The sequence below is a fragment of the Micromonospora sp. WMMD1120 genome (assembly GCF_029626235.1).
GTDB lineage: Bacteria > Actinomycetota > Actinomycetes > Mycobacteriales > Micromonosporaceae > Micromonospora.
This window is the reverse complement of record NZ_JARUBO010000005.1, coordinates 6,808,552-6,835,060: the sequence shown is the minus strand read 5'-3', so window position 1 is coordinate 6,835,060 and position 26,509 is coordinate 6,808,552. Positions and strand designations below refer to the sequence as shown.

The 26,509-nt window shown below is 71.8% G+C and carries 26 protein-coding genes; 16 read left to right on the top strand and 10 right to left on the bottom strand.

Translation table 11 applies throughout. The features are described from left to right. Window positions 1–257: 257 nt before the first annotated feature. From O7634_RS30545 to O7634_RS30525, 5 genes are all read left to right on the top strand, one after another. Window positions 258–692, top strand: a complete 435-nt coding sequence (locus tag O7634_RS30545) for a phage holin family protein (protein WP_278153601.1) — start codon at window positions 258–260, stop codon at window positions 690–692. 22 nt (window positions 693–714) lie between these two features. Next, entirely contained in the window at window positions 715–1,149 is a 435-nt protein-coding gene (locus O7634_RS30540) for a ChaB family protein (RefSeq protein ID WP_278153600.1), read from the top strand. Between the two features lie 49 nt (window positions 1,150–1,198). Then, window positions 1,199–2,416, top strand: a complete 1,218-nt coding sequence (locus O7634_RS30535) for a cation:proton antiporter (RefSeq protein WP_278153599.1) — start codon at window positions 1,199–1,201, stop codon at window positions 2,414–2,416. A 139-nt stretch (window positions 2,417–2,555) separates the two neighbouring features. After that, the gene (locus O7634_RS30530; protein WP_278153598.1) at window positions 2,556–4,010 is read left to right on the top strand and encodes a cation:proton antiporter; all 1,455 of its coding nucleotides are present in this window, start codon (window positions 2,556–2,558) and stop codon (window positions 4,008–4,010) included. A gap of 56 nt (window positions 4,011–4,066) precedes the next feature. Beyond that, on the top strand, window positions 4,067–4,243 hold the full coding sequence (locus tag O7634_RS30525; RefSeq protein ID WP_278153597.1) for a hypothetical protein: 177 nt from the start codon (window positions 4,067–4,069) through the stop codon (window positions 4,241–4,243). Window positions 4,244–4,249: 6 nt separating this feature from the next. Here O7634_RS30525 and O7634_RS30520 read toward each other — a convergent pair whose 3' ends face one another. After that, entirely contained in the window at window positions 4,250–4,492 is a 243-nt protein-coding gene (locus O7634_RS30520) for a hypothetical protein (protein ID WP_278153596.1), read from the bottom strand. 200 nt (window positions 4,493–4,692) lie between these two features. On the opposite strand from O7634_RS30520, the gene O7634_RS30515 reads away from it, so the two are divergent. The 6 genes from O7634_RS30515 (at window position 4,693) to O7634_RS30490 (ending at window position 12,070) form a co-directional block, all read left to right on the top strand. After that, window positions 4,693–5,184 (top strand): YetF domain-containing protein, encoded by a 492-nt coding sequence (locus tag O7634_RS30515; RefSeq protein ID WP_278153595.1) that lies wholly within the window; start codon window positions 4,693–4,695, stop codon window positions 5,182–5,184. Between the two features lie 153 nt (window positions 5,185–5,337). Then, complete coding sequence (locus O7634_RS30510; RefSeq protein ID WP_278153594.1) at window positions 5,338–7,104, top strand: thiamine pyrophosphate-dependent enzyme; 1,767 nt, start codon at window positions 5,338–5,340, stop codon at window positions 7,102–7,104. Continuing rightward, window positions 7,101–10,178: an FAD-binding and (Fe-S)-binding domain-containing protein gene (locus tag O7634_RS30505; protein ID WP_278153593.1), complete on the top strand. Its 3,078-nt coding sequence runs from the start codon at window positions 7,101–7,103 to the stop codon at window positions 10,176–10,178. The genes O7634_RS30510 and O7634_RS30505 overlap by 4 nt, the downstream gene beginning before the upstream one ends. Next, window positions 10,175–11,263: an enolase C-terminal domain-like protein gene (locus O7634_RS30500; protein ID WP_278153592.1), complete on the top strand. Its 1,089-nt coding sequence runs from the start codon at window positions 10,175–10,177 to the stop codon at window positions 11,261–11,263. Before O7634_RS30505 ends, O7634_RS30500 begins: the two co-directional genes overlap by 4 nt. Window positions 11,264–11,318: 55 nt before the next feature. Further along, window positions 11,319–11,633 (top strand): hypothetical protein, encoded by a 315-nt coding sequence (locus O7634_RS30495; protein ID WP_278153591.1) that lies wholly within the window; start codon window positions 11,319–11,321, stop codon window positions 11,631–11,633. After that, window positions 11,630–12,070, top strand: coding sequence for a PPC domain-containing DNA-binding protein (locus O7634_RS30490; RefSeq protein WP_278153590.1), 441 nt, complete (start codon window positions 11,630–11,632; stop codon window positions 12,068–12,070). The genes O7634_RS30495 and O7634_RS30490 overlap by 4 nt, the downstream gene beginning before the upstream one ends. A 5-nt stretch (window positions 12,071–12,075) precedes the next feature. On the opposite strand, the gene O7634_RS30485 is transcribed toward O7634_RS30490, so the two are convergent. Further along, on the bottom strand, window positions 12,076–13,848 hold the full coding sequence (locus tag O7634_RS30485; protein ID WP_278153589.1) for a glycoside hydrolase family 15 protein: 1,773 nt from the start codon (window positions 13,846–13,848) through the stop codon (window positions 12,076–12,078). A 152-nt stretch (window positions 13,849–14,000) separates the two neighbouring features. Between O7634_RS30485 and O7634_RS30480 the strand changes: the two genes are divergently transcribed. Further along, complete coding sequence (locus O7634_RS30480) at window positions 14,001–15,014, top strand: SDR family oxidoreductase (protein WP_278153588.1); 1,014 nt, start codon at window positions 14,001–14,003, stop codon at window positions 15,012–15,014. Here O7634_RS30480 and O7634_RS30475 read toward each other — a convergent pair whose 3' ends face one another. From O7634_RS30475 to O7634_RS30460, 4 genes are all read right to left on the bottom strand, one after another. After that, complete coding sequence (locus O7634_RS30475) at window positions 15,015–16,700, bottom strand: NAD(P)/FAD-dependent oxidoreductase (protein WP_278153587.1); 1,686 nt, start codon at window positions 16,698–16,700, stop codon at window positions 15,015–15,017. A gap of 66 nt (window positions 16,701–16,766) precedes the next feature. Beyond that, window positions 16,767–17,294, bottom strand: a complete 528-nt coding sequence (locus O7634_RS30470; protein WP_278153586.1) for a YetF domain-containing protein — start codon at window positions 17,292–17,294, stop codon at window positions 16,767–16,769. A gap of 261 nt (window positions 17,295–17,555) precedes the next feature. Beyond that, window positions 17,556–18,482, bottom strand: a complete 927-nt coding sequence (locus O7634_RS30465; RefSeq protein WP_278153585.1) for a mechanosensitive ion channel family protein — start codon at window positions 18,480–18,482, stop codon at window positions 17,556–17,558. Window positions 18,483–18,711: 229 nt separating this feature from the next. Further along, a complete protein-coding gene (locus O7634_RS30460; RefSeq protein WP_278153584.1) occupies window positions 18,712–20,691 on the bottom strand; it encodes an acyl-CoA dehydrogenase in 1,980 nt (659 codons plus the stop codon). A gap of 194 nt (window positions 20,692–20,885) precedes the next feature. Between O7634_RS30460 and O7634_RS30455 the strand changes: the two genes are divergently transcribed. Both O7634_RS30455 and O7634_RS30450 read left to right on the top strand, forming a co-directional pair. Further along, window positions 20,886–21,317 (top strand): PRC-barrel domain-containing protein, encoded by a 432-nt coding sequence (locus O7634_RS30455; RefSeq protein ID WP_278153583.1) that lies wholly within the window; start codon window positions 20,886–20,888, stop codon window positions 21,315–21,317. An 83-nt stretch (window positions 21,318–21,400) separates the two neighbouring features. After that, entirely contained in the window at window positions 21,401–21,679 is a 279-nt protein-coding gene (locus tag O7634_RS30450) for a BON domain-containing protein (protein ID WP_278153582.1), read from the top strand. Window positions 21,680–21,695: 16 nt separating this feature from the next. On the opposite strand, the gene O7634_RS30445 is transcribed toward O7634_RS30450, so the two are convergent. Beyond that, window positions 21,696–22,901 (bottom strand): FUSC family protein, encoded by a 1,206-nt coding sequence (locus O7634_RS30445; protein ID WP_278153581.1) that lies wholly within the window; start codon window positions 22,899–22,901, stop codon window positions 21,696–21,698. An 86-nt stretch (window positions 22,902–22,987) separates the two neighbouring features. Between O7634_RS30445 and O7634_RS30440 the strand changes: the two genes are divergently transcribed. Beyond that, window positions 22,988–23,170, top strand: coding sequence for a hypothetical protein (locus O7634_RS30440; RefSeq protein ID WP_278153580.1), 183 nt, complete (start codon window positions 22,988–22,990; stop codon window positions 23,168–23,170). 260 nt (window positions 23,171–23,430) lie between these two features. Further along, the gene (locus O7634_RS30435; protein WP_278153579.1) at window positions 23,431–24,744 is read left to right on the top strand and encodes a cation:proton antiporter; all 1,314 of its coding nucleotides are present in this window, start codon (window positions 23,431–23,433) and stop codon (window positions 24,742–24,744) included. Between the two features lie 140 nt (window positions 24,745–24,884). Here the strand turns inward: O7634_RS30435 and O7634_RS30430 are convergent, their stop codons facing one another. The 3 genes from O7634_RS30430 to O7634_RS30420 form a co-directional block, all read right to left on the bottom strand. Next, entirely contained in the window at window positions 24,885–25,184 is a 300-nt protein-coding gene (locus tag O7634_RS30430; RefSeq protein WP_278153578.1) for a BON domain-containing protein, read from the bottom strand. Window positions 25,185–25,278: 94 nt separating this feature from the next. After that, a complete protein-coding gene (locus O7634_RS30425; RefSeq protein WP_278153577.1) occupies window positions 25,279–25,902 on the bottom strand; it encodes an STAS domain-containing protein in 624 nt (207 codons plus the stop codon). A 79-nt stretch (window positions 25,903–25,981) separates the two neighbouring features. Next, window positions 25,982–26,359, bottom strand: coding sequence for an STAS domain-containing protein (locus tag O7634_RS30420; RefSeq protein ID WP_278153576.1), 378 nt, complete (start codon window positions 26,357–26,359; stop codon window positions 25,982–25,984). Window positions 26,360–26,509 lie beyond the last annotated feature (150 nt).

The window sequence follows — 26,509 nt, the reverse complement described above, 5'->3', positions numbered from 1 at the left end:
GACGTTGAGGAAGGCGAAGACGAAGATCAGGTCGTAGAACAGCTCGAGCCGGGTGACCCGGCTGCCCGGCGCCACCGGGATCAGCCACCGGGACCGGCGCAGACGCGGTGGGCTGCTCACCCGGCCAGTGTCGGGCATCCGGCCGATGCGGGTCCCGGCTTTGCGCCTCCGCGCCTGCGGAAAAGCTGCGCATCGCCGTGTGCGGGGCCGTTCGCCCGGGTACGCCCGGAGCAAGCGGGGGCGCAGTGGGAGGTGCGATGAGCGACGGGACCGTACGACCGGACGGGCGGCGAAGCCCCACCGAGCGGCTGGCCGAGGACGTGGCCGACGTCGTACGCGAGGAGGTCCGGGCGGTCCGCGCGCAGGTGGGCGAGGCGGCCCGCCCGGCCGGCGTGGGGATCGTGTTGCTGGCGGCCGCCGGCGGCTGCCTGGTGTTCGGCGCGGGAGCGGCGTCGACCACCGTGTTGCGCGTGCTGGAGACGATGCTCCCGCGGCGGCTGGCCGCCGCCGGCCTCACCGCCGGCTACCTTGTCGCCGCCGTGGTGCTGGGGCGGGCGGGGTTGGCGCAGTTGCGGGCAGCCGGGGGACCCTCGGCGCGGCTCGCCGACGATGTGCGGGACATGGTCACCGAGACCGCGGGTCGGGTGTTGCCGGCGGGCGTCGACGCCGCCCGCGACGAACTGAACAGGTGATAGGGGATCAGGAGACAGCGAGATGCCGGACAAGCACGAGCAAGCCGAACAGATGCGCGACGACGTGCCGTCGACCATCGCGCGTTCGGACGACAAGGCGGTCCGCACGTACAAAAAGACCCTGGAGGCGGCCGAGGAGAGCTACGGCGACGGCGAGCGGGCGCACCGGGCGGCGTACGCGTCGCTGAAGCACACCCACGAGAAGGTCGGCGATCACTGGGAGCCCAAGGAGCACAAGGGCCCTTCGGACCCGCAGGCGGCCCAGGGCACCCCGGCGTCACGCGACCGCGAACGGCCGACCGCGCAGGGGGTGGATGCCAACGCCAGCAAGGGGCACCTGGACGACGTGGCCCGCAAGGTCGGCATCGACGAGCCGGAGAACATGAACAAGGGGGAGCTGGTCGAGGCGATCGAGAAGGCCAACGCCCGGGCCACCGCCCGCTCCCGGCGCACGTGAGGTGGCGGCGGGTGGGCGCGTTCGAGGCCACGCCGGGTAGCGGGCGGGCATGAGTCCCCTGCTGCTCGCATACGCCCTCGTCGGAGGGCTCGGTGTCCTGCTCGCGTTCTGGTCCAGCGCCATCCGCCGTACCGTGCTGTCCGAGCCGCTACTGGCCCTGGCTCTGGGAGTGCTGGCAGGCCCGGTAATCGGCCTGATCGACCTCACCGACCGGCTCGGCGCCGAGCTCAACCGTGAGGTGAGCCGGGCCTTGCTGGCGGTGTCTCTGATGGCGGTCGCGTTGCGCTTCCCGATCGCCGGCTACCGGGCCGTGCTGCGCCCGATCCTCGTGCTGCTCTCCGCCGGCATGATCGGAATGGCGCTGCTCAGCACCGGACTGTCCTGGCTGGTACTCGGCATGCCGCTGGGCCTGGCAGCGCTGCTCGGCAGCTGCCTGACCCCCACCGACCCGGTGCTGGCCTCGGGCATCGTCTCCGGCGGCCCCGCCGAGCGGCAACTGCCCGACCGGCTCCGGCAGGTGATCAGCGGTGAGTCCGGCGGCAACGACGGGCTCGCGTTCCCCCTCGTCGTCCTCGCCCTGGCCGCCGTCGGCGCGCAGCCGTGGACGGACCAGGTGACCGCGGCGGTGTGGGGTGTGCTCGGCGCGGTGGTCGTCGGCGTCCTGCTCGGTTCGTTGGCCGGGCACGCCGTGCGCGCGGCGAGCCGTAGGGAGACCCTCGACCAGGGGTCGCTGCTGGTCTTCGCAGTGCTGCTCGGGATCGCCGCGCTCGGGGTCGCGCGGGTGCTGGACACCGACGGCATCCTCGCCGCGTTCGTCACCGGGCTGGCCTACAACCGCGTCATCGGCGACCAGCCCCGCATCGCCGAGCAGCAGTTGGACGACTCGCTCACCCGCTACCTGGTGCTGCCACTGTTCTTCCTGCTCGGCGTCGAACTGCCCTGGCGCGACTGGCTCGACGCCGGCTGGCGGTTGCCGCTCTTCGCCGTCGCGGTCCTGCTGCTGCGACGGCTGCCGGTGGTGCTGGCGCTCGGAAAACCGCTCGGTTTGCCCTGGCGGGAGCTGGTCTTCCTCGGCTGGTTCGGTCCGATCGGCGTGTCCGCGCTGTTCTACCTGACCTTCAGCGCCGACGAGGGGGCGGTCGACCCATTGCTCTGGAGCGCCGGCAGCCTCGTCGTCGCGGTCAGCGTCGTGGTGCATGGCGCCACCGCGATGCCCGGGCGCCGCTGGTACGCCGCCGGACACCACGAGATCGCGAAGCGGCGTTGACCGTGCCGCCGCATCAGCCGGTGCCCCAGGTTCTCGCCCACTGATCGGGTGCCGGCCCGGTTAACTCCGGCCTGGGCGGGTAGCGGCAGCCCACGGGAGCCGCTGGGGATCCGGCGGGTCGGACCTGGATGGGGTGGCGGTGACGGGATTCGCGCTCTACGTCGCCGGGCTGGGCGCGGTGGCGGTCTTGGCCGTGCTCTCCAACCGGCTCGCCGATCGGCTGCGGTTGCCCGCGCCGGCGCTGTTCCTGTTCGCCGCCGCGATCGTCTCCGACCTGTTCCCGAGGCTGGACGATCTGTCGCTGTACACGGTCCGGCACCTGGTCGAGATCGCCCTCGTGCTGGTGCTGTTCAGCGGCGGGATGAGCATGGGCTGGCGGCGACTACGCCCGTCGCTCGGGCCGGTCGTGCTGGTGGGTGTGCTCGGGACGCTGCTGACTGCCGGCGCACTGGCGCTGGTGCTGCGCTGGGTGTTCGGGTTCGATTGGCTCGCCGCCCTGCTGGTCGGCACCGCACTCTCGCCGACCGATCCCGCCGCCGTCTTCTCCGTGCTGGGGCGGCGCACCGTCGTGGGGCGCAGCGGCACGATCCTGGAGGGCGAGTCGGGCGCGAACGACCCGGTGGGGATCGCGCTGATGGCGAGCCTGCTCGCCGCCGGGACCGCTTGGGGCTGGTCGGCGGTCGCCTCCGGGGCGGGGGAGTTCGCGCTGCAACTGCTGGTCGGGTCGGTGATCGGGTTGGCCGGCGGGTGGCTCATCCTGCAGCTGATGCGCCGGGTGTCCCTGCCGGACGAGAGTCTCTACCCGCTCCAGGTACTCTTCGCCGCCGCGTCGATCTACGGTGTGGCGACACTGGCGCGCGGCTCTGGGTTCCTCGCGGTGTTTCTCGCCGGCATCGTCGTCGGTGACGCCCGGGCACCGTTCAAGCGGGAGATCCAGCGCTTCCACGGCGCGCTGGCCAGCCTCGGCGAGATCCTGGCGTTCGGCCTGCTCGGCCTGATCGTGTCGCTGCGCAGCATGGTGACCGAGCGGGCCTGGCTCACCGGCCTGGCGCTGGCGGTGCTGCTGACATTCGTGATCCGGCCGATCGTGGTCGGCGGGCTGCTCAGCACGGTCCGGCTGCGCTGGGGTGAGCGTGTTTTCGTGGTCTGGTCCGGCCTCAAAGGCGCGGTGCCGATCCTGCTCGGCACGTTCATCCTCACTGCCGACCTGGAACAGGACCTGCGGTTGTTCGACATCATCTTCGCCGTGGTCGCGTTCTCGATCGTGGTGCAGGGCGGACTGGTTCCACTCATGGCTCGGTGGTGCCGGGTGCCGATGCGGACCACCCCACTGCAGCCGTGGGCGGTCGGCATCCGGGTACAGGGCGAGCCGGTCGGGCTGCGGCATTACACCGTCGCATCCGGCGCCCCGGCCGACGGGCGGCCGCTGTTCGAACTGAGCCGGGACGAGGGGGTGTGGGTGAGCCTGGTCAGCCGCGATGGCGAGCAGGTCCGGCTCGGCCGGGCGACGGTGCTGCGCGCTGGCGACGAGGTGTTGGTGGCCGGCGGTGAGCAGCCCTTGGCGCAGCGAGTCTTCACCGGTCAGGACGAGTGAGTGTTTCGTCGGCGGCTCCTTGGGTAGCCGGCGACCTCGGGAAGGTGGTGGGTCGGGTGAATCTCGGCAGGCTTGGTGACGTGGTGGTGGGCACCGCGGGTGACGTAGCCGGCAGCGTGGTGGACCCGAAGACGGGCTTCGGCAAGCTCCGTGCGGCGATCACGCCACGTGTGGTGGTCCTGCTGGGCAGCGGCCTGTTTCTGGGCTACCTGCTGGCGCGGCGCCGTTCATGAGCCCGGTCAGTGGCCGAGCAGGGGACGGATCTCCGGGGCAGCGGGGTGTGCCGGTGCGACGGCGAGGAACCGGCGCAGCGTCTTCTGCTCCTCGACGGGACGGGTGGTGCGTTGTGTCAGGCTCAGCACCAGCAGTCCGTCCGGCGATTCGGGCGCGTCGTCCTGCAGATCCTGTGCCAGTCGCAGCGCGACCGCTATCGGGTCGGCGCGGGGCGTCACCGCTGGTGGGGTGAGCCGGTCGGCGGCCATGCCACGGTCGCCACCAGGGCGACCCGGCCGCCGGCGGTGCGTTACCAGACCGGCCGGCTCGTTCGTCGTGTTCGACGTCCTGCCGGCGTGGTGATCCTTAACAACCGTGCAGCACTCACCGAGCGGGACGCGGTGGCTTCGGCACGGCTTCTGCGCGTGCGGCGCGGGCGCTGGCGCCGTGGCGGGAACGGGTCGGGGCGATGAACGCGGTGAGCTCCCTCGTCGGTCACCCGGGCTGGCTGGTCTGGGTGGCGGTGAAGGCGATCCTGCTCTACCTGACCGCTGTACTCGCGATGCGCGTCGGCGGTCGCCGGACGCTTGCCGAGCTGTCCGCGTACGACTTCGTGGCCGCCGTCGCGGTGGGCGCGATCGTCGGGCGGCTGCCCAGCGCCCCGGACGCGAGCTACCTCTCCGGCGCGGTGACCCTGGTGGCCATCCTGGCCGCTCACGCGCTGATCACCTGGGTGCGGCTGCGGCCCGCCGGCCGGAGGCTGATCGAGAAGGGTCCGGTGGTGGTGGTCGCTCACGGCCGGGCGCTCACCGGCAACCTGCACCGTGCCGGGATGACGCGCGCCGACCTCGATGCCCTGCTGCGCGAGCACGGGGTGGGCGAGGTCGACGCCGTGCATCTCGCCGTGCTGGAGGGGCGGGGACGGCTGTCGGTGCTGCCCCGGGACGAAGGGCACCGATGACCAAGGCCCGAAATCGGTGGCTCTGGTGGGTTTGCGGTCTGGGAGGCCGGGTAGCCGCCGCCCCGTCCGCCCCGGTCCGCGGTGTCCGGTGGGACACGTGAGATCCCGCTGACGCGGACGAGGACGGGCGAACCCCGGAAAGAGGAGGACGACGTGCAGGAGATCGTGGGCGAGAGCCTGGCCCGACGCCTGGTGGAGTGGGGGGTCGACACCGTGTTCGGCCTGCCCGGCGACGGCATCAACGGCCTGATGGAGGGATTCCGCCGGCAGCGCGAGAAGCTGCGGTTCGTGCTGGTGCACCACGAGGAGGCGGCGGCGTTCATGGCCACCGGCTACGCCAAGGCCACCGGTCGGCTGGGGGTCTGCTGCGCCACCTCCGGCCCGGGGGCGATCCACCTGCTCAACGGGCTCTACGACGCCAAGCTCGACCACGTGCCGGTGCTGGCGATCACCGGTATGCAGGAGACGTCGGTGCTGGGCTCGCACTACCAGCAGGAGGTGCACACCACGCAGCTCTACCAGGACGTCGCCTCCTACAACCTGATGGTCACCAACCCGCAGCAGATGCCGGCGGTGGTGGACCTGGCGATCCGCGACGCGCTGAGCAAGCGGACCGTGGCGCACCTGACCTTCCCCAACGACGTGCAGGTCGCGCCGGCCTCCGACGACCCGTACCGGCACGTGAGTCCGGGCAAGCCGCCGATGAGCGCCGCCACGGTGTCGTACCCCCAGCTGCCGGCCGACCCGGGGGAGCTGGCGAAGGCGGCCGAGGTGCTCAAGGCCGGCCGGAAGGTGGCCATGCTGGTCGGCGTGGGCGCCCGAGGTGCCCGCGAGGAGGTGCTGGCGGTGGCCGAGGCCCTGGCCAGTCCGATCGTCAAGACACTGCCCGGCAAGCTGGTGGTGCCCGACGACCATCCGCTGACCACGGGCGGGCTCGGCCTGCTCGGCACCGCGCCGAGCGAGGAGCTGATGGAGGAGTGCGACACGCTGCTGATGGTGGGCACCTCCTTCCCGTACGGGAAGTACCTGCCCGGGCCGGGGCAGGCGAAGGTCGTGCAGATCGACGCCGACCCGAGCCTGATCGGGATGCGGCTGCCGGTCGAGGCGCCGGTCTGCGCGGATGCCCGGCTGGCGCTGCGGGATCTGCTGCCGCTGCTCGGTCACACCGCGGATAGGTCGTTCCTGGAGAAGTACCAGGGCAAGATGAGTGACTGGCGTGGGGAGATGGCCAGCCTGGTGGACCCGGAGCGCTCGCCGATCGCCCCGCAGTACCTGATGGGCTGCGTCGACGCCGCCGCCGCCGACGACGCCATCCTGACCTGCGACTCGGGCACGATCGCCACCTGGTCCGCCCGGCACTGGACGATCCGTGGCGACCGTGAGTTCTACCTGTCGGGCAACCTGGCCACCATGGCGCCCGGCCTGCCGTACGCGATCGCCATGCAGCACGCCTACCCGGGCCGGCAGGTGATCGCGTTCGTCGGCGACGGCGGTTTCGCCATGCTGATGGCCGAGTTCCTCACCGCGGTGCGGCACGACCTGCCGATCAAGGTGGTCATCAACAACAACAACTCGTACGGGCAGATCCTCTGGGAGCAGATCATCCTCGGCTACCCCGAGTACGCGGTACGGCACCGCCAGCCGGAGGCGGACTTCTCCACCTGGGCGCGTGGCTGCGGCGCGTTCGGGGTGAAGGTGACCGACGCGAAGGCGCTGCCGGGCGCGATCCGGGAGGCGCTCGCCCACCCCGGCCCGGCGCTCGTCGACTGCGACGTCAACCCGAACGAGCCGCCGATGCCTGGCAAGATCAAATATGACCAGGCGAAACACTTCACCGAGGCGTTCCTGCGCGGGCAGCCGCACAAGGTCGCCACCGTCGCGACCGTCGCCCGCGACAAGATCAACGAGCTGCGCTCATGACCGAGGTGCTCCCCGACCCGGTCCTGCGGCCACCCGAGCCAGCCCGCGACGTCGACCTGGCCGCGCTCGCCGCCGACCTGCGGGCCGAGGTCGACGGCGAGGTCCGCTTCGACGCCGGCTCCCGCGCCGCGTACTCCACCGACGCCTCCAACTACCGCCAGGTCCCACTCGGGGTGGTGGTGCCCCGCACCCTGGAGGCGGCGGTGGCCGCCGTGGCCGTCTGCCGCCGCCACGGCGCGCCGCTGACCTCCCGCGGCGGCGGCACCAGCCTGGCCGGCGAGTGCACCAACACCGCCGTGATCCTCGACTGGTCCAAGTACTGCCACCGCCTGCTGGAGGTCGACGAGCGGGCCGGCACCTGCCTGGTCGAACCCGGCATCGTGCTCGACGAGCTGAACGCCCAGTTGGAGCCAACCGGCCTGGAGTACGGGCCCCGGCCGGCCACGCACAACCACTGCACACTCGGCGGCATGATCGGCAACAACTCCTGCGGCGCCACGGCCCAGCGCGCCGGAAAGGTGGTCGACAACATCGTCGAGCTGGAGGTGCTGCTGTACGACGGCACCCGCCTGTGGGTGGGGGAGACCAGCGACGAGGAGTACGCCCGTATCCAGCGCGACGGCGGCCGCCAGGCCGAGATTTACCGGCGGCTGCGGGCGTTGCGCGACGAGTACCTGGCCGACATCCGTACCCGCTATCCGCACATCCCCCGCCGGGTCTCCGGCTACAACCTGGACAGCCTGCTGCCGGAGAAGAACTTCCACATCGCCCAGGCCCTGGTCGGTTCCGAGGGCACCCTGGTCACCGTGCTGCGGGCCCGACTGAAACTGGTCCCGCGGGTCAACGCCGACGCGCTGGTGTTCCTCAGCTACCCGGACATCGCCTCGGCCGGTGACGACGTGCCGCGGATCCTGGAGCACCAGCCGATCGCGCTGGAGGGCATCGACGACAAGCTCATCAGCTTCGAGCGGCGCAAGAGCCTGCACCCGCACGCGCTGCACGAGCTGCCCGAGGGCGGCGCCTGGCTGATGGTGCAGCTCGGCGGCGACACACCCGAACAGGCCCGGGCCGCCGCCCGTCGGCTGATCGACGCGGTGCGCCGCGACGGCGGCCCCCGCGTGCACGAGTTCACCGACCCGGCCGACGACAAGCGGATGTGGGGGGTCCGGGAGTCCGCGCTGGGCGCCACCGCCCATGTGCCCGGCGCGGACAACACCTGGCCCGGCTGGGAGGACTCGGCGGTCGCCCCGGACCGGCTGGGGGACTACCTGCGCGACCTGCAGGCGCTCTACCGCGAGTACGGCTACCAGCAGGCCTCGCTGTACGGGCATTTCGGGCAGGGCTGTGTGCACACCCGGATCCCGTTCCAACTGCGCACCGCCGACGGCGTGCGCGACTTCCGCTCCTTCGTCGAGCGCGCCGCCGACCTCGTGGTGTCCTACGGCGGGTCGTTCTCCGGGGAGCACGGCGACGGCCAGGCCCGCGGCGAGCTGCTGCCCAAGATGTACGGCGAGCGCCTCATCCGGGCGTTCGGCCAGTTCAAAGCGATCTTCGACCCGGACGACCGGATGAACCCGGGCAAGGCCATGCCGCCCTACCCCCTCGACAGTCACCTGCGCCTCGGTGTCGACTACGACCACGGCGGCGTGCGAACCACCTTCGCCTACCCGGACGACCGCGGCAGCTTCGGCGACGCGGTGCTGCGATGCGTGGGCGTCGGCAAGTGCCGGCGACACTCCGGCGGGGTGATGTGCCCGTCCTACATGGTGACCCGGGAGGAGGAGCACTCGACCCGGGGCCGCTCCCGGCTGCTGTTCGAGATGCTCGACGGCGCGGCCCGGGGAGGCACCATCGCCGACGGGTGGCGCTCCGACGCGGTCCGCGACGCGCTCGACCTCTGCCTGGCCTGCAAGGGCTGCAAGGCCGACTGCCCGGTCAACGTGGACATGGCCACCTACAAAGCCGAGTTCCTGTCGCACCACTACGCGGGTCGGCTGCGCCCCCGCGCGCACTACTCGATGGGCTGGCTGCCGCTGGTGGCCACCGTCGCCGCCCGGCTGCCCCGCACCGTCAACGCGCTCGCGCACGCACCGGGCCTCAGTCGCCTGGCCAAGGTCGTCGGCGGGATCGACAAACGCCGCGACATCCCGCTGTTCGCGCCGGAATCGTTCCAGCACTGGTTCGCCCGCCGTACCCCGACCGGCGACGGTGCCCGGGGCGAGGTCGTGCTCTGGCCGGACACCTTCAGCAACCACTTCCACCCGGGCGTGGCCCGCGCCGCGGTCGAGGTGCTGGAGGCCGCCGGCTGGCGGGTACGGGTACCGGAGCGCCCGGTGTGCTGCGGTCTGACCTGGATCTCCACCGGCCAGCTCGACGTCGCCAAGCGGGTGCTGCGCCGCAGCGTCGACGCGCTGCGGCCGCACCTGCGCGCCGGCACCCGGGTGGTGGGGCTGGAGCCGAGCTGCACGGCCGTGTTCCGCAGCGACGCGCACGAGCTGTTTCCGGCCGACGACGACGTCACCCGCCTGCGGGAGCAGACCGTCACGCTCGCCGAGTTGCTGAACGACCACAGCCCCGGTTGGCAGCCGCCCCGCCTGGACGCGCACGCCCTGATCCAGACCCACTGCCACCACCACGCGATCCTCGGCACCGCCGCCGACCAGGCCGTGCTCTCCGCGGCCGGCGTCGACGCCGAGTTCCTGGACTCCGGCTGCTGTGGCCTGGCCGGCAACTTCGGCTTTGAGCAGGGCCACCACGAGGTGTCCGAGGCGTGCGCGGAACGGGTGCTGCTCCCGGCCGTCCGGGACGCCGCCGACACGGACGTGATCCTCGCGGACGGGTTCAGCTGTCGCACCCAGGTCGAGCAGAGCGCCGCAGATGGCCGTTCTGCGCTGCACCTGGCCGAACTGCTGCGCGCGGCCATGTACAACGACACCGTTCCCCGGCGGCCGGAACAGAGCTGGGGTGACCGGCCCCGGCAGCCCGGCCCGATCACCCGTTGGGCGACGGTCAGCCTGGTGGCCGCCGCGGGGCTGGCCGCGGCCACCGCGCTGGCCCGGCGGTGGACGCGGTGACCGGCGTCGGCGTCACCGCCGAGGCGTACCGGATCCCCACCGACGCCTCGGAGGGCGACGGCACCCTCGCCTGGACCGCCACCACGCTGGTGCTGGTCCGAGCGCGTGCCGACGGGCACACCGGGATCGGCTGGACCTACGGCCCGAGCGCCGTCGTCGCCGTGGTGGCGGACCTGCTCGCGCCGGTGCTTGCCGACCTCGACCCGGACGACGTGCCGGCGGCCTGGGACCGCATGCGACGGCGGCTGCGCAACGCCGGCCGCCCCGGCATCGCCGGGCTCGCCCTGTCGGCCGCCGACTGCGCGCTGTGGGACCTGAAGGCACGCCGGCACAACCTGCCGCTGACCCGGTTGCTCGGCGTCGCCCGCCGGGAGGTGCCGGTCTACGGCAGCGGCGGCTTCACCACCTATGACGCCCAGCGGCAGCACCGGCAGCTCAGCGGCTGGGTGCACGAACAGGGCATCCCCCGCGTGAAGATCAAGATCGGGGAGTCCTGCGGCACGGCGGTGGAGCGCGATCTGGAGCGGATGAGGCAGGCGCGTCGCACGATCGGCGACGACACGCAGCTGTTCGTCGACGCCAACGGCGCGTACCAACGCAAGCAGGCGGTCCGCGTCGCGCACGCCGCCGCGGACCTGGACGTGCGCTGGTACGAGGAGCCGGTCAGCTCCGACGACCTGCCCGGACTCGGCCTCGTCCGCGACCGGGTCGCGGCCGACGTGACGGCGGGGGAGTACGGCTTCGACCTGGTCTACTTCCACCGGATGGCCCCGTACGTCGACTGTCTCCAGATCGACGTCACGCGGTGCGGCGGGATCAGCGAGTTCCTCCGCGCGGCGGCGGTGGCGGACGCCGCCGGGATCCAGGTGTCCGGGCACTGCGCACCGCATCAGCACCTCGCCGTCGCCGCTGCCACGCCGAACCTGCGGCACCTGGAGTGGTTCCACGACCACGTCCGCATCGAGGCGATGCTCTTCGACGGAGTACGGTCGGCCACCGGCGGCGCGGTGCAGGTGCACAACGACCAGCCGGGCAACGGGCTGGAGTTCCGCGCCGAGCAGGCCCAGCAGTTCCGGGTGGCCTGACATGGGCCGCCGACCCCCGGGACGAACTCTGCGACACGCGGCACTCACCGGCCGCGTGGCCTGGGGCAGCCTGCTGCTGCTCGCCCCCGGCGCGCTGCTGCGGCCGGTCGGACCGCCGACCCCCACCGCCGAAGCGACGCTTCGGGTGCTGGGCGCCCGACACCTGGCGCAGGCTGCGCTCACCCTGCGGTGGCCCGCATCGGGAGTGCTCGTGGCGGGCGCGGCGGTCGATGGCCTGCACGCGCTCACCGCGCTCGGTCTCGCCGCCGCCGACCGGCGGCAGCGGCACGCCGCGCTGGCCGACGCGGCCGTCGCTGCCGTCTGGGCGGTGCTGGGCGCGACCACGGGACGACACGAGGAGGAGTCATGAAGGTCGATGAACTGCATCAGCCGACCGGCCGGGTGCTGGTCGTCGTCTGTGACAAGGGCGACGAGCCGGTGACCGCTATCGGCGACGCGCTGCGCCGCCATGACCTGCGCGCCGGCCGGGTGACCGCCGTGGGTGGATTCCGCGAGGCCGAGGTTGGCTGGTTCGACCGGGACAAGGGCGACTACCGGCACATCCCGGTCCGCGCGCAGGTCGAGGTGTTGTCGCTGGTCGGAGACGTGGCCGCACGCAACGGCGAGCCGGCCCTGCACGTGCACGCGGTGCTCGGCCGCTCGGACGGCAGCACGGTGGGCGGCCACCTGCTCTCGGCCCGGGTGTGGCCGACGCTTGAAGTGATCGTCACCGAGGTCGCACCGGAGCTGGCCAAGCGCGTCGACCCGGAGACCGGGCTGGCGCTCATCGCCGGTCCCGGTCGGTAGACCGGTCAGCGGCAGGGGTCGACCTGGCCGAGCGTCACCGCGGTCTCCAACATCAGCGCGTGCACGAACCCCTGGGGCGCGTTGCCGCGGAGCTGGCGTTGCCGTACGTCGTACTCCTCGGTGTAGAGGCCCGGTGGGCCGCAGGCGGCCCGGTTGCGTTCGAACCACCGGTTGGCGCCGACCTCGTCGCCGGCCTGCCACGCGGACAGCGCGGCGGCGAAGCCGCACAGCAGGAACGCGCCCTCGGCGTCGCCGAGCGGCCGCCGGTCCGGCCGGAACCGGTAGAGATAGCCGTCCTGAGCGAGGTCGGCGACGACCGCCTGGCGGGTCCGGTCGGTGCGCGGGTCCTGCGGCGGAAGCGCGCCCCGGATGCCGGGCAGCAGCAGCGCGGCGTCGGTCCGGTCGTCGTCGTACGCACGACGCCAGTGCCCGTCCGCCGCCAACCCGTGCGCGGCGGTGTCGGCCAGGATCTGGTCCGCCAGCGCCGACCAGCGCGCGGACGGGCGGGCCGTCGTGGTACGTGCCGCCGCCCGAAGTCCCGCCACACACGTCAGCTTCGAGTGCGTCCACTGCCGGGGCGGCAGCTCCCAGATCCCGGCGTCCGGTTGCGCCCAGCGCCGCTCGATCACCTCGGCGGCAATCTGCATCGCGTGCCGGCCGTCGCTGTCGAGTCGGTCGTGGCGCTGCGCGGCGGCCAACACCAGCAGCACCTCGCCGAACGCGTCGAGCTGGAACTGGCCGCGTACCCAGTTGCCGATGCGGGCCCCCGCGCCCGGATACCCGGGCAGGCCGGTCAGCGGCTGCTCCCGCGGCACCGGATCTCCGCCGACCGTGTACGCCGGCGCGAGCCCGTCCCCGTCGGCCAGTACCCGAGCGGTCAGGAACGCGACGGAGTCGTCGAGCAGGTCGTACCGCCCGACCAGCGCGGCAGCCTGGCCCGCGAAGGACTGGTCCCGGATCCATGCGTACCGGTAGTCGTAGTTGCGCCCCGCCATCGCCCGCTCCGGCAGGGCGGTGGTGGCGGCGGCGACCATGCCACCACCCGGGCGGGTCATCCCGCGCAGGACCGCGTAGGCCAGCGTGGCGTCCCGGGCGGCCGGCCCGGCCAGCGGCGGGACCACCGACGCCCAGTGGTGCTCGGTGGTGCGCCACAACTCTCCCGGGGGTTCGCACGGCGTGTCGAGCGGACCGGCGGCCAGCTCCAGCACCACGTCGTGCCGGCCGCCCGCCGGGATCGTCAGCTCGCCGGCCAGGAAGCCCTGCGGGTCCCGGCCCAGCTCGCCGCCGCCCTGCACGCGCAGGTGCAGTCCACCGGCACGGGCCAGCCAGCGTTCGCCGTCGCGGGTGACCTCGCGCACCGGCTCCCGGCCGAAGTCGGCCCGCGGATCCAGCACCATCCGCACCCGCGCCGGCTGTTGCAGCGCGCGGACCTGGCGCAGCAGCACCAGCCGGCCGGCCTCGCCGGGAAAGGCCAGCGCGTCCCGGGACTCGACGATGCCGTCCCCGGTGACCCACCGGCTGCGCCAGATCAGCGAGCCGGGCTCGTAGTGTCCTCCCCAGACGAACCGGTCGGCCGCCGGCGCCACCAGGAACGTGCCCGCCCCGCCGAGCAGGGTGCTGAACACCGCCGGGTCGGACCAGCCGGGCGCGCACAGCCAGGCGACGTCCCCGCCGGGGCCGACGAGCGCGCCCCGGTGCCCGTCGGCGAGCAACGCGTAGTCCCGCAGCACCGCGGGCGTGGTGCCGGCGGCCTGCTGGTCCGCGTCCGCTGCGGCCATCGCTGTCGCCCCTTCCCTCGGCGTCCGTGGCGTGCGGTACCCGCCCGTCCCGATCTGACACGTGCGGGCTGCGCAGATCAGGCGCGCCGGGGGTGACTGAGCCGACCGACGACGGGTAGTGCGGGCAGCAGGAGTCGGCGACGGGAGGCGGGATGGGCATGCGGCGGCAGGACATCGGGGTGGCGGTGGTGACCGGCGCCAGCGCGGGAGTCGGTCGGGCCACGGTACGGCTGCTGGCGCGGCGCGGCATCGCGATCGCGCTGCTGGCCCGCGGGCGGGTGGGGCTCGCCGCCGCCGCCGAGGAGGTACGCGAAGCCGGCGGCCGAGCCCTGCCGATCGAGGTCGACATGGCCGATTACGACCAGGTCGTCGACGCCGGCCGGCGGGTCGAGGCGGAACTGGGCCCGATCGACCTGTGGATCAACGACGCGTTCAGCTCCGTCTTCGCGCCGTTCCAGCAGACCCGGCCCGAGGAGTTCCGCCGAGCCATGGAGGTCACCTACCTCGGCTACGTGCACGGCACCCGCGTGGCGCTGTCCCACATGACGCCCCGCGACCGGGGCACCGTCGTCCAGGTCGGTTCCGCGCTGGCCTACCGGGGCATCCCCCTGCAGGCGGCCTACTGCGGGGCGAAGCACGCCATCGTCGGGTTCACCGAGTCGCTGCGCTGCGAGTTGCTGCACGAGCGCAGCAACGTCAAGGTCACCATGGTGCACCTGCCGGCGGTCAACACCCCGCAGTTCGAATGGCTGCTGTCCCGGCTGCCCCGGCGTGCCGAGCCGGTACCGCCGATCTACGAGCCGGAGGTGGCCGCCCGCGCGATCGTCGGCGCCGTGGACCGGCCCCGCCGGCGCGAGTACTGGGTCGGCACCTCCACCGTGCTGACCATCCTCGGCAATCGCGTCGCGCCCGGGCTGCTGGACCGCTACCTGGCGCACACCGGCTACAAATCCCAGCAAACCGGCCGTCCCGCCGACCACGACCGGCCGAACAACCTCTGGCATCCCCTCGACGGGCCCGGCGGACACGACTACGGCGCGCGTGGTGACTTCTCCTCCCGGGCGCACGGCCGCAGCCCGCAGGCCTGGCTCTCCCGACACCGGATGGGGGTGGCCGCCGGCGTGCTGGGGACGGGGGTGGCCGTCCTCGCCTGGCGCCGGAGCTGATCAGTCGTCGCCGGTCGTCCCGGTGCCACCGACCGCACCACCCCGGTTGGTGGCCTCGGGAAGGTCACCCACCGGCGGCGGCAGCAGGCCACGGTCCGGCGCCCCGCTGATCCGGCGCACCGTCGCCCGCACCGCCGCGGCCCGCAGCCGACGACCGCCGGCGTGCAGCAGCGCGGCCTTCGCCGCGTTCGCCCCCGGTCCACCGTGCACCCCGCCGCCCGGGTGCGCGCCGGCACTGCCCAGATAGAGCCCCCGGACGGGCGTCTCCGCCCGGCCCAGCCCGGGCAGCGGCCGAAACACCAACTCCTGGTAGATCTTCGTGGTACCGCCGTTGATCGCCCCGCCCACCAGGTTCCCGTCCGCGTCCGCCAGGTTTGCCGGCGTCTGGACCACGCGGTTGAGCACCCGGTCGCGGAAGCCGGGCGCGTGCCGCTCCACCAGGTTCTCCACCGCCGCCACCTGCCGCCGTACCACCCCGGGGTCGAAGGCCACCCCACGTGGCAGGTGCGTGTACGCCCACACCACCTCCGTACCCGCTGGCGAGCGGGTTGCGTCGGCCGTGGTCATCTGCCCGAGCAGCAGGAACGGCCGGCGCGGAGCACGGCCGACGGTCAGGTCCGCCGCGTAGTCCGTCAACCCGTCGAGCCCTTCGCCGAGGTGGACCGTGCCCGCGCCGGCGACCTCGCCGGCGGTCCACGGCACCGGCCCGGACAGCGCCCAGTTCAGCTTCACCGTGGCGGGATCCCAGTCGAACCGGCGCAGGTCCGACAGGACCCGGTCGGGCAGCCGCTCCGCACCGACCAGATCGAGATAGAGCGTGGGCACGTCGACGTCGGCGATCACCGCCCGCCGTGCCAGGATCCGACCCGCGCTGGTCAGCACACCCCGCGCCCGGCCACCCACCACGATGACCTTTTCCACTCGGACACCGCAGCGCAGCTCCCCGCCGGCCGCCCTCAGCCTGCGCACCAGCGCCTCGACGAGCTTGCCGGACCCGCCGCGCGGGACGGGGAAACCGGTCCGCTGCCCGACCATCGTCATCAGCCAACCGAACAGTCCGCTGCCCGGCTCGTCCGGTGACATGTCCGAGTGCAGCGCGGTGCCTGCCAGCAGCAGCCGCGCGCCGTCGCCGCGGAACTGTTCCATCCCGAGGCGCCGGACCGGCAGGGTGGCGAAGCGCGCGGCCCGCAGGGCATCGGCCGGGCCCATCCGGGTCAGCAGTCGGACCCCGGAGCGCAGCGGCGGGAACGGGCTGAACAGTGCCTGGAGCACGTCGTCGCCGTACCGGTCCCACCGCTGCGCCAGGGCCTCCCAGGCCGCGCCGTCGCCCGAAGCGAACCGCTCGACGGACGCGGCCGTCTCGGCCACGTCCCGGGACAGCACGACCACCCGCTCGTCCGGCAGGAGGTGCGCCAGCGGGACCGGAGCGTGACTCCACCGGAGCCCGTGCCGCTCCAGATCGAGCGCGCGTAGCACCGGCGAGGCCGCGCCCAACGGATAGAACGCGCTGAACAGGTCGGTGGTGAAACCGGGCCCGAGCACCTCCGCGGACCGTACCGCACCGCCGGGCGCGTCGTCCGCCTCCAGCACGAGGACGTGCCAGCCGGCGTCGGCCAGCAGGCTGGCGGCCACGAGCCCGTTGTGCCCCGCGCCGACGACGATCGCGTCGTACCCGCCGGCGCTCATCGGGCCCTTCCTGTCGGCTTGCGCATGCCTGTGGCGTTCCCCCGCGACACCGGCCGAAACGAGCGGTCACTCGCCGGGCTGCGCCTTAGCGTCGGGCACGTCGGCGAGGCTGCTGCCGTCGCCGAGTTGGCCCCGGGTGATGACGCTGAGGCTTCCGTCGGTCTCCAGCACCACCGCCGCGAGGTTCCCGAGGTCGCCGGTGCCCTGGCTGCGGGCGGCCTGCCGGATTTCGCTCTCCGCCACCCGGACGCTGCGCATGCTCTCGTGCCGGAGTCGTCCGTCTCGTAGCAGCAGGGTCGGTCGGGCCTTGAGCAGCCGCTGCGACGGCGGCCAGCGGACCGCGAGCAACGCGGCCCCGTACTGCAGGCTGACCAGCAGAGCCAACGCGAGGATCCCCTCAGCCAGCGAGACGTCCCGCGACAGCAGGATCGTCGCCAGCGTCGAGCCCAGCGCCACCGTGACCACGAAGTCGAACGCGTTGAGCTTGGACAGTGTCCGCTTCCCGGACACCCGCAGGATCACCACCAGCACCGGGTAGACGAGTAGCGCGACGACGAGCAGACGGAGGAGGTCTGCGGGGTTCTTCCACACCATTACGGGGAGCTACCCACGATTCAAGGGGCGTACGCCGAAGGGATCGGTCGGCGCGAGGTTTCCGACGCTGACGGTGCCCGGCTCGACCGTGTGGCGGACACCGAGTGAGGCGGCGAGCATGGTCGCGGCCACGAGTAGCGCACCGGCGGCCGGGCCGGCGAGTGGACGCAGCAGCAGACGGGGCGGCTACAGCAGGACGAGAGGTACGAGATCCTCAGGTTGGGCTGCCGGGTGTGATGACGGGGGCGAGCACGGCGACCCCTACCTGTGGTCGGACGAGGTGGCGGCCGGTTTCATCGGGTGGGGTGTGTGAATGGTGATGTCCTGGGTTTCCGATGCCACCCGGATGCCGCTTTCGGCGAAGCGATCCAGCACCCGCCGGGTTACCTGGTCCTTGACGTGACGGGCGCCGCGCACCGGCACCACGAACCGTGCCGACAGCTCGATCCAGTTCGAGGTGGCGCGGACGAACACGCGCGGATCGACCTCCGCCTCGGCAGTCGGGTAGCGGTGACGCATCGCGTCGATGGCACCGCGGGCTTCGGCCGTCGAGGAGACGTTCCGGGCTTCCTCGCAGAGGATGCGCTCCGCCAGGTGCCAGTCGGCCTCGTAGGGGATGGGCAGGGTCAGTTCCTCCCACAGGTGGTCGAGCACCATGCTGCTGTTGTAGACCGGTGTGCAGAAGACGAAGCGGTTCGACAGTGAGACCACCCGCCCGGTGTACTGGCGGCCACGGATCCACGATTCCGGGTCGGTGGACGAGCCGCTTTCCAGGATGCGGGTGCGCAGGGGGGTGATTTCGAGAACGTCGCCGCGCACGTCGCACATCTGGATCCGGTCACCGACGCGGAACTGTCGGCCGGTCATGATGCTGATCCACCCGGCGAACGCGCCGATGACCTCCTGCAGTGCCAGCGCGAGACCGACGCCGACCAGTCCGACGACCAGGCCGATCCTGCCGGCGAACGGCCTCCACAGCAGTGCCAGCGCGAACAGCAACGCCACGACGGTCAGGTAGTGCGTCGCCTTGCGCAGGTAGTAGCGGTTGGCGGTGTCCTTCACCCGCAGGGTGGAGAGTCGCCCGGCCAGGGCGGCGATGACGACGGCAAGCACGATCAGGACAGCGCTGGTCACGAGGCGGCCACTCACGCTGCTCGTGTCCCAGAGTGCCTCCAGGAACCGCTCCATGGTGCTTGCCCATCGTCCTCGGCGGCGACCGGTCGGTACGTTGCTGTCGCGTCTGCTTCACCATAGGCAGCCGGTGTCAGCGGATTCTCGGGAACGGCCGGTGCGGGCTGAGTTGGTCGGACGGGGGTTGCGCGGGCTCGAAGTTGATCAACCGATCCGGCTGCGCCGTCCGCGACACCCGCTAACGATCAGCCTTGCGCCAGACGGCCGTGCCAGCGGAGCCCTCTGCCTACGCCGAGACTGCCTGCGGATCATCGGCGATGTCGTGGGCGGTCGTGCTCTCCTGTCGGCGGGGTTCCTCGCGCAGGATGGCGCAGTGCAGCCACTTGTCTGGAATGGCGAAACCGTCCACGAGGGTGCGCAGGTGCGGGCGCAGCTCTTTGAGTAGGTCGTTCACCACGTTGGTGATCGCCTTCGACCGGGCCGGCGTGAGCCGGCCGTGCTCCAGGAACCAGCCCTTGTTGGCCTCGATGACGCTGAGCGCGTAGAGGTCGCAGACCCGCGAGAGCAGCGCCCGGACCGCCGGGTCGGCGGTGTCGTCGATGCCCGCGACGAACGCCTCCAGGGTGATCCGGTCGGTGTGCGCGGTGGCGACGCTCAGGACGTGGTCCTGGACGTCGTTGAAGATGTCGAAGGGACGGTCCTTCTTCGTCGCCGCCCCGTTGCGCAGGCGACGGACCGCGCCGTCGAGGAGGTGCCTCTCGCGGTCCTCGAAGGCCCTGAGCTGCCAGCCACGGTCGGTGACGGCGATTTCCTCGTCCCGGCCGGGCACGGCGCTGACGAGCCGCTCGATGAGCGACCGCGCGGCGGTGCGTTCGAGCACCATCTCGCGGACCTGCTCGGCGGCGAAGGACGCGCGACCCCAGCCGTCCAGTGAGCCGAACTCGTCCCGGTAGCCCGTGAGCAGCCCCTTGGCGACGAGCTGCAACAGCACGGTGTTGTCGCCCTCAAAGGTGGTGAAGACGTCGGTGTCGGCCTTGAGGCTGGGCAGCCGGTTCTCGGCCAGGTAGCCGGCGCCGCCACAGGCCTCCCGGCACATCTGGATGGTGCGGGTCGCGTGCCAGGTCTGCGCGGCCTTGAGGGCGGCGGCCCGGGACTCCAGTTCCCGTTGCCGGTGCTCGTCGACCGGCTCGTCGCCGCCCTGCACCTCGCTGAGCGCGACGACCAGCTGGGTCTGGGCGAAATGCAACGCGTAGGTGGTGGCCAGGGCGGGCAGCAGCTTGCGCTGATGGGCCAGGTAGTCGTTGAGCAGCACCTCCCGCTTCCCGTCGGGCGTGGCGAACTGCCGGCGGATGTCGCCGTAGCGCACCGCGATGGTCAGCGCCGACCTGGTGGCCGCCGACGCGGCGCCACCCACGCTCACCCGGCCACGGACCAGGGTGCCGAGCATGGTGAAGAAGCGCCGGGAGTCGTTCTCGATCGGGCTGGAGTACGTCCCGTCCTCGGCGACGTGGCCGTAGCGGTCGAGCAACATCTCGCGCGGCACCCTTACGTGGTCGAAGGTGAGCCGCCCGTTGTCCACGCCGAGCAGGCCGGCCTTGGGCCCGGCGTCGCCGATGCGCACGCCGGGCATCGGGTTGCCCTGCGCGTCGCGGATCGGCACCAACCACGCGTGTACGCCGTGCCGCTCACCGTTCGTGATCAACTGCGCGAACACCACGGCCATCCGTCCGTCCCGGGCGGCGTTGCCGATGTAGTCCTTGCGGGCCGCCTCGTGCGGGGTGTGCAGGTCGAAGGTCTGCGTCCGCGGGTCGTACGTGCAGGTGGTGCGCAACTGCTGGACGTCGGAGCCGTGTCCGGTCTCGGTCATGGCGAAGCAGCCGAAGATCGTGCCCGAGACGATGTCCCGGAGATAGGCGTCGTGGTGGGCTCGGGTGCCGAGGGCCGCGAGCGCGCCGCCGAACAGGCCCCACTGCACGCCCGCCTTGACCATCAGCGACAGGTCGACCTGCGCCAACATCTCACTGGCGACGATCGAGCCGCCGACGTCGGCGCTGCCGCCGTACTCCGTCGGGAAGGCCGAGGCCATGCCCAGCTCGGTGGGAAGTTCGGTGAGCAACCTGGTGATCCGCTCCCGTGCCTGCTCACCGGTCTCGCCGTACACCGGCAGGAAGCGTTCGTCGAGGTGCTCCCGGTGCGCGTCGCGCACCTTCGCCCACGGCCCGTCCAGCACCTCGCGCAGGCGGGCGACGTCGATGTGGTCGGGCATGTTTCCCCCTCAGCTGATCAGCAGTGCCGGATGGCGGTGCCTCATCGAGAGTACCCACGCCGTATTACACCTCAGGTGGCGCAGTTGTATTCATCCGTCACAAGACCGGGCGGTAAACGTCATCGTTTCGTCGTATTGATCGGGCCGACGCCTGGGTAGGGCAGAAGGATCAGGCGCTACGGAAGGAGCAGCTCATGGCACACGAAACGACGGCGGCGATTCTGGTCAAGCTCGCCGACTCGGGGCAGACGATCGCGGATGCCGAGCAGGATGTGCGTGGTCGGCGGGTCCTCGACGCCGACGGTGGCGACCTGGGCAAGGTCGACGACCTGCTGATCGATCGCGAGGAGCGCAAGGTGCGATTCCTGCGCGTCGAGCACGGGGGCATTCTCGGCATCGGCGCGACGGCCACCTTCCTGCCGGTCGAGGCGGTCAGCGACGTCACCGAGGACACCGTGCGGGTCGAGCTGACCCGGGAGAAGATCGAGCAGGCCCCGACGTACGACCCGGAGGTCGTCGAGAACACGGGCTTCTACGAGGACGTGTACTGGTACTACGGCTATGCGCCGTTCTTCAGTCCGAGTGGTGTAGCCCCGCCGTACCCCACACCCCCGGCCCGACGCTGAGGTGCCGGCGAACCTCGATCGAGGCGTGTTTCGGCGGCCGTGCCCCGGCCGTCGAAACACGCAAGCATCTGCGAGGGAGCATCATGACCTACGTCCCCTGGTTCCTGCCCGACGATTTCTTCTCGTCTGTTCCGGTTCAGCCCCCCTGCGACGATGCGCGGCTGGCTTACCGGCTGCTGGAGATCATGCAGCGGGACCCCCAGTTGCGCTATGAACGCATCTGCATCGAGGTGCAGAACCGTGTGGTGATTCTCGACGGCGTGGTCACCTGCGCCGAATTGAGCGCGCACGCTCATGCTCTGGCCTGGAGCACGCCAGGCGTGCACGACGTCAACAACCGGCTGCGACCGTTGCAGCGGTGAACAGGCCGGTCCACCGTCACGACGGTTCACCCGGCCCGTGCCGTTCGGCCGCCCGTGCCACGTCCCGGACCTGCCGGTTCGCCTCCTCCACCGGGCAGCCGGTGGCTCGCAAGAGGTCACTGGCTATGACACGGACCTGAGTGGCGACAGAAGTGCCGAAATTCTGCAATCCCACGCCGACGGCCCGGCCCGCCTCGTCCGTTGCTCGGAGCGTGTGTCGGCGGGTCCCCTCGTGGGTCTTGTCGGCACGCACCTCCCGCTGCAACTGCCGCACGGCATCCGCGAGCGCCGCGACGGCGTCGGGAAGGTGACCGGGAATGTTCTCCCCGTACTCGATCATCGTCGCCGATCGGCGCGCCAGGCTCCTGCTGCCGGTGATAACGCGGCTCAGATGCTCGGCGCCGTACTCGTAGCGGCGGTAGTGCTGCCGCCAGCGCCACCGCGCCGGCGCGACCGTCACCACCTCTTCGGCGCCGCTGAGCGCCTCGCGCAGCCGCTCCATGTCCGGTCCCATGGCGCGCATGCCGCGCAACGCCCCGACCGCACGGTCCGCGTCTTCTGTGCGTATCGCCTGCTGCGTCTCGTCGAGGTGGCCGGCGAGCGCGTCGAAGACGGGCGCAACCGCTCGATGCAGGACCCGCATCGGTTGCAGCGGTAGCAGTAACGCCACCACCACCAGGCCCACCAGGCTCCCGGTCACCGCGTCGACGATCCTGGGAAGTTCAAGGTTCTGTTGGCTGGAGGAGAGCGTGGCGATCAGCACCGCCGTACCACCGACCTGGCTGACCACTGTGCCGCCCCGCCCGGCCAGGCCGAGCGCGACGGCGATGGCCAGGGCGACGATGACGCCCGTCTGCCACGCGCCGGTGCCGATGAGCGAGACCAGGCCGTCGCCGATGGCGATACCCAGGCCCACCCCGATCAACAGCTCCAGGGTGCGCCGTCCGCGCTGGCCGATCGCCGCGGCGATGGTGCCGACCGCGGCGGTCGGCGCGAACACCGGGTTCGGATTGCCCAAGACGCTGTAAGCCAACCACCATGACAGCGCCGCTGCCAGGCCGGCCTGCGCCGCGATCAACACAATGATCCCCAGTTGGCGCCTCCGCAGCCGGGCCGCACGGTCGGCGCGGCTGCGGCTCCCGGCCACCAGATTCCGGAGCCGGCGGGCCAGAACGACAAGCGGCGCCCGGCTGCCCCCGGTCGACGAGCGGCGAGCATTCATGCTGGCACCTACCCGCCACCCAGCCCGATGAATCGTGCCGGGCACGGGGCGTCGCTTGGAAACCACCCCGGGGGTACGAGTTGGTGATGGTATTGAAGAATCCCGGTGATCTGCTGCGTGTGCTGGTCGTCGCCGCACTCGTCTACCCGGCGCTCGTGATAATCCTGCGGCTGCTGTACGACGGACACCTGCGCGCGCGAGCCATGCGCCAGGCCCGGGTCACCGACAGCGAGATCCGGCAGGCCGCCCGCAGCCAGGGGTACGGGTGAGCTCAGCGGTCTCGGCGCCGTGGTGCTGGAGACGGACGGAAGCCTCAGCCTGATTCCCCGCAACCAGATCGGTGACGGCAGCAGCCTGTCGGACGTCGTCGACGCGGAGCGGTAACTGTTCGAGGGCGCGGCCGACCCGGGTCCCACGGCCTCCATGCGGCGAGAGCGGTACCGTCGGTGGACCGTTATGATCTGCGGGGTCTTGGAGCGCCGGGAAGTCTGGTCGGCACCGGGTCGAACCCTGTGCGTCGGAGGTTTACGTGCTGCTCCTGTGCTTTGCCGCTGTCCTGCTCGCCGCCGTGCTCGTGTCGGCGCTCGCGCACCGGACGATCCTGTCCACGGCAGCACTCTTCCTGGTCGCCGGGTTCGTCCTCGGTGACGGCACCACCGGGGTGCTGCACCTGGAGGCCGATTCACCGATCGTGGCGCAACTGGCCGAGCTGGCTCTGTTCGCGGTGCTGTTCACCGACGGGATGCGCGTCGGCTGGCCGGACCTGCGCAGCGCGTGGAGACTGCCCGGCAGGGCGTTGGGTTGGGGCCTGCCCCTGACGTTGCTGGTGACCGCGGCGCTGGCGCACTACGTGGCCGGGTTGGATTGGGCGGAGGCTCTCCTGGTGGGGGCGATCCTGGCGCCCACGGACCCGGTTTTCGCGGCCGCGTTGGTCGGCAACGACAAGGTGCCCGCACGGTTGCGGCACCTCCTCAACGTCGAGTCCGGGGTGAACGACGGCCTCGCCCTGCCGTTCGTGGTGGTGCTGCTCGCGGTAGCGGCCGGCTCCGATGACCTGCACCTGGGTGAGTTGACCACGGAACTGGCCGTCGGCCTGGCGATCGGTGTGCTGGTGCCGCTGGCGGCGCTCGCGCTGGAGCGCACGCGCTTCTTCGCCGCCTCGGCGGCGTACGCGCCGCTGAACGGGGTCGCGATCGGGCTGCTGGTGCTGGCGCTCGGCAAGGCCACCCACGGCAACCTGTTCCTCGCCGCGTTCGCCGCCGGCATCACCGTGGCGACCTTCGGGCCCCGCGAGCGCGCCGCGTTCGAGCACTTCGGAGAGAACGTCGCGGAACTGCTCAAGCTGGGCGCACTGCTGGTCTTCGGGGCCCTGATCTCGGTCGACTTCCTCGGCGACATCTCGTGGACGGGTTGGGTCTTCGCCGTGCTGGCCATCGTGGTCGCCCGGCCGATCGCGCTGTGGATCTCGTTCCTGCGCTCCGGGCTGAGCCTGCGAGAGCAGGCGGCGGCCATGTGGTTCGGGCCCAAAGGTTTCGCCTCGGTCGTCTACGGCCTGCTGGTGATCGAGTCCGGCATCCCCGCGGCGGACGAGATATTCCACCTGGTCGCGTTGACGATCGTCATCTCGATCCTGGCGCACTCCTCGACCGACGTCGTGGTCGCGCGGGCCTTCGACGACACCGGCGACACGCCCACCTGGCACGACGCGCTGCGCCGGGTGCGTCGCGTGCGCCGGGTGCGCCGGCGGGTGACGGTCTCGCGCCAGCCCACCGACAACCCGGCGGCGGCTGTCCCCTCCGAGGGTACCGAGAAGGCTGAGGACGGTCAGGCGAACGCGCAGTAGCGCCGCACAGCTGGGTGGCGCGGTCAGCTGTCGTTCTCGACCGCATTCGCGACCTCACCGATCACCACCCCACGCAGCCCACGCAACGCTTCAGCCTTCAGGCGGCCGTACTCGGCGCTCGGCTGGCTCTGGGTCCGCGCCTACCGGCGGCCGCGCCGCTGCCCGGTGAGCCGCAGGGTGTTGCAGACATCGAAGACACCAGGCGTGTCCCAGGTGAGCTCGCCGGCCACCCGTCGCGCGTCGGCGTCGCGTACCAGACCCGTCAGGATGACGACCCGGTTCTGCACGGCGACGGTGATCTGTTGCTTCCGCGTGGTCCAGTCGCCGCTCAGACGTTGGGCGACAAGCGCCTCGATCCGCAGGTCCTCGACGCCCGGTCGGGGTTGGTCCGAGTCGTCGCCGAACCAGTTCTCGCCGGGTGTCCGCCAGTGCATGTACATGGAACTCCTGGTGGCAGTCGGGTGGTGCGGAATCCACGACTGGTGTCGCCAGGCCCGCGGCGGCACCATGGCTCTCCAGCTCAGCGTTGGGGTGCTACCGCCCGAACCGAGCGGACGCGGTGGCCGGGGTGGCCGCCGAATCGGCAGGTGTTCTCCGGGACAGCTGAACGAGGGCGTCGTCACGGCTGTCGAAGATGGGAAACGCCGCCTCCAGGCGCATGGTGTGCAGGACCGTGCGGATGAACCGGGACGGCGCGGCCAGCGACAGCGTGACGCCACGTTCGCGGGCGTCACGGTGGGCGCGGACGAGGAGCCCGAGGCCAGTGGAGTCGATGACGTGTACCCGGGCGAGGTCGACCACCACGTGCCCGCCCATGTCGGCCGCGTGGCGTAGGGCCGCGCGCAGGGTGTCACCGGTGTCGAGATCGATGTCGCCGGTGGCGACGACGATCGTCACGTCGTCCAGATGGTCGATGCCGAGGATGCCCCCGGGTCCGTGGTCGTCACGCCGCGTCGTACCGCCGCCGGAGACTGGCAGCAAACTGCAGTGCGGACAGCGGTGCGGCCCGGTGGCGAAGGGGGAGCCGCTCCAGCCCTGCTCCGACACCAGGGTCCAGACGACCTCGGCGTCGGGGAGCACGCACGCGCTGGCCTGGACGGATTCGCCGCAAGCGTCACAGATCAGTGTCATCAGGTGTTCGTCCGGGACGACCGTCATTCTGGTTTCCTCCGGGAATCGGGCCCATGCTCGGCAAGCCCGCGTTTCAGGTGTTCAGGCGTTGGCGATGCCGTTGCTGTCAGTTAGTCCAGTGCGGGCTCTGCACCGACGCGCGGCCATGGGCGACAAGCGCCGGCTGTGCCGAGTCGGACTGATGTCCCTCGGCCGATGGAACGGACGCACACGACGGGGGACTGTTGACGAGCTGCAGGACCCGGTCGAGCCGGGCGTCACGCAGGATGCGCGCGATACGGGGATTCGGGTCACGGACGGTGAGGACGCCGTCGGCGCGCGCCAGCCGCCGGTGCACCTCGAGCAGCAGGCCGATCGCGGCGGCGTCGATGTGCCGGCACTGCGACAGGTCGATGACGATCCGCCGGGGCTGCAGAGCCAGCAGCCGGTCGAACACCGCTCCGGCCGCCGGCAGGCAATCCCGATTGAGTTCGCTGACGCCCACCTCGACCAGCGGTAGTGTGCACGGCGTAGACGCCAGTGGCCCCGTCACAGGCGTGCCCTCTCTTCTCGGTTCCGGTCGCCTTCGACCGTGCCGTGGGCACGTGGCGGTCACCGCGCGGACGTATGACAGTTACGTGACAAATCTGTCGTC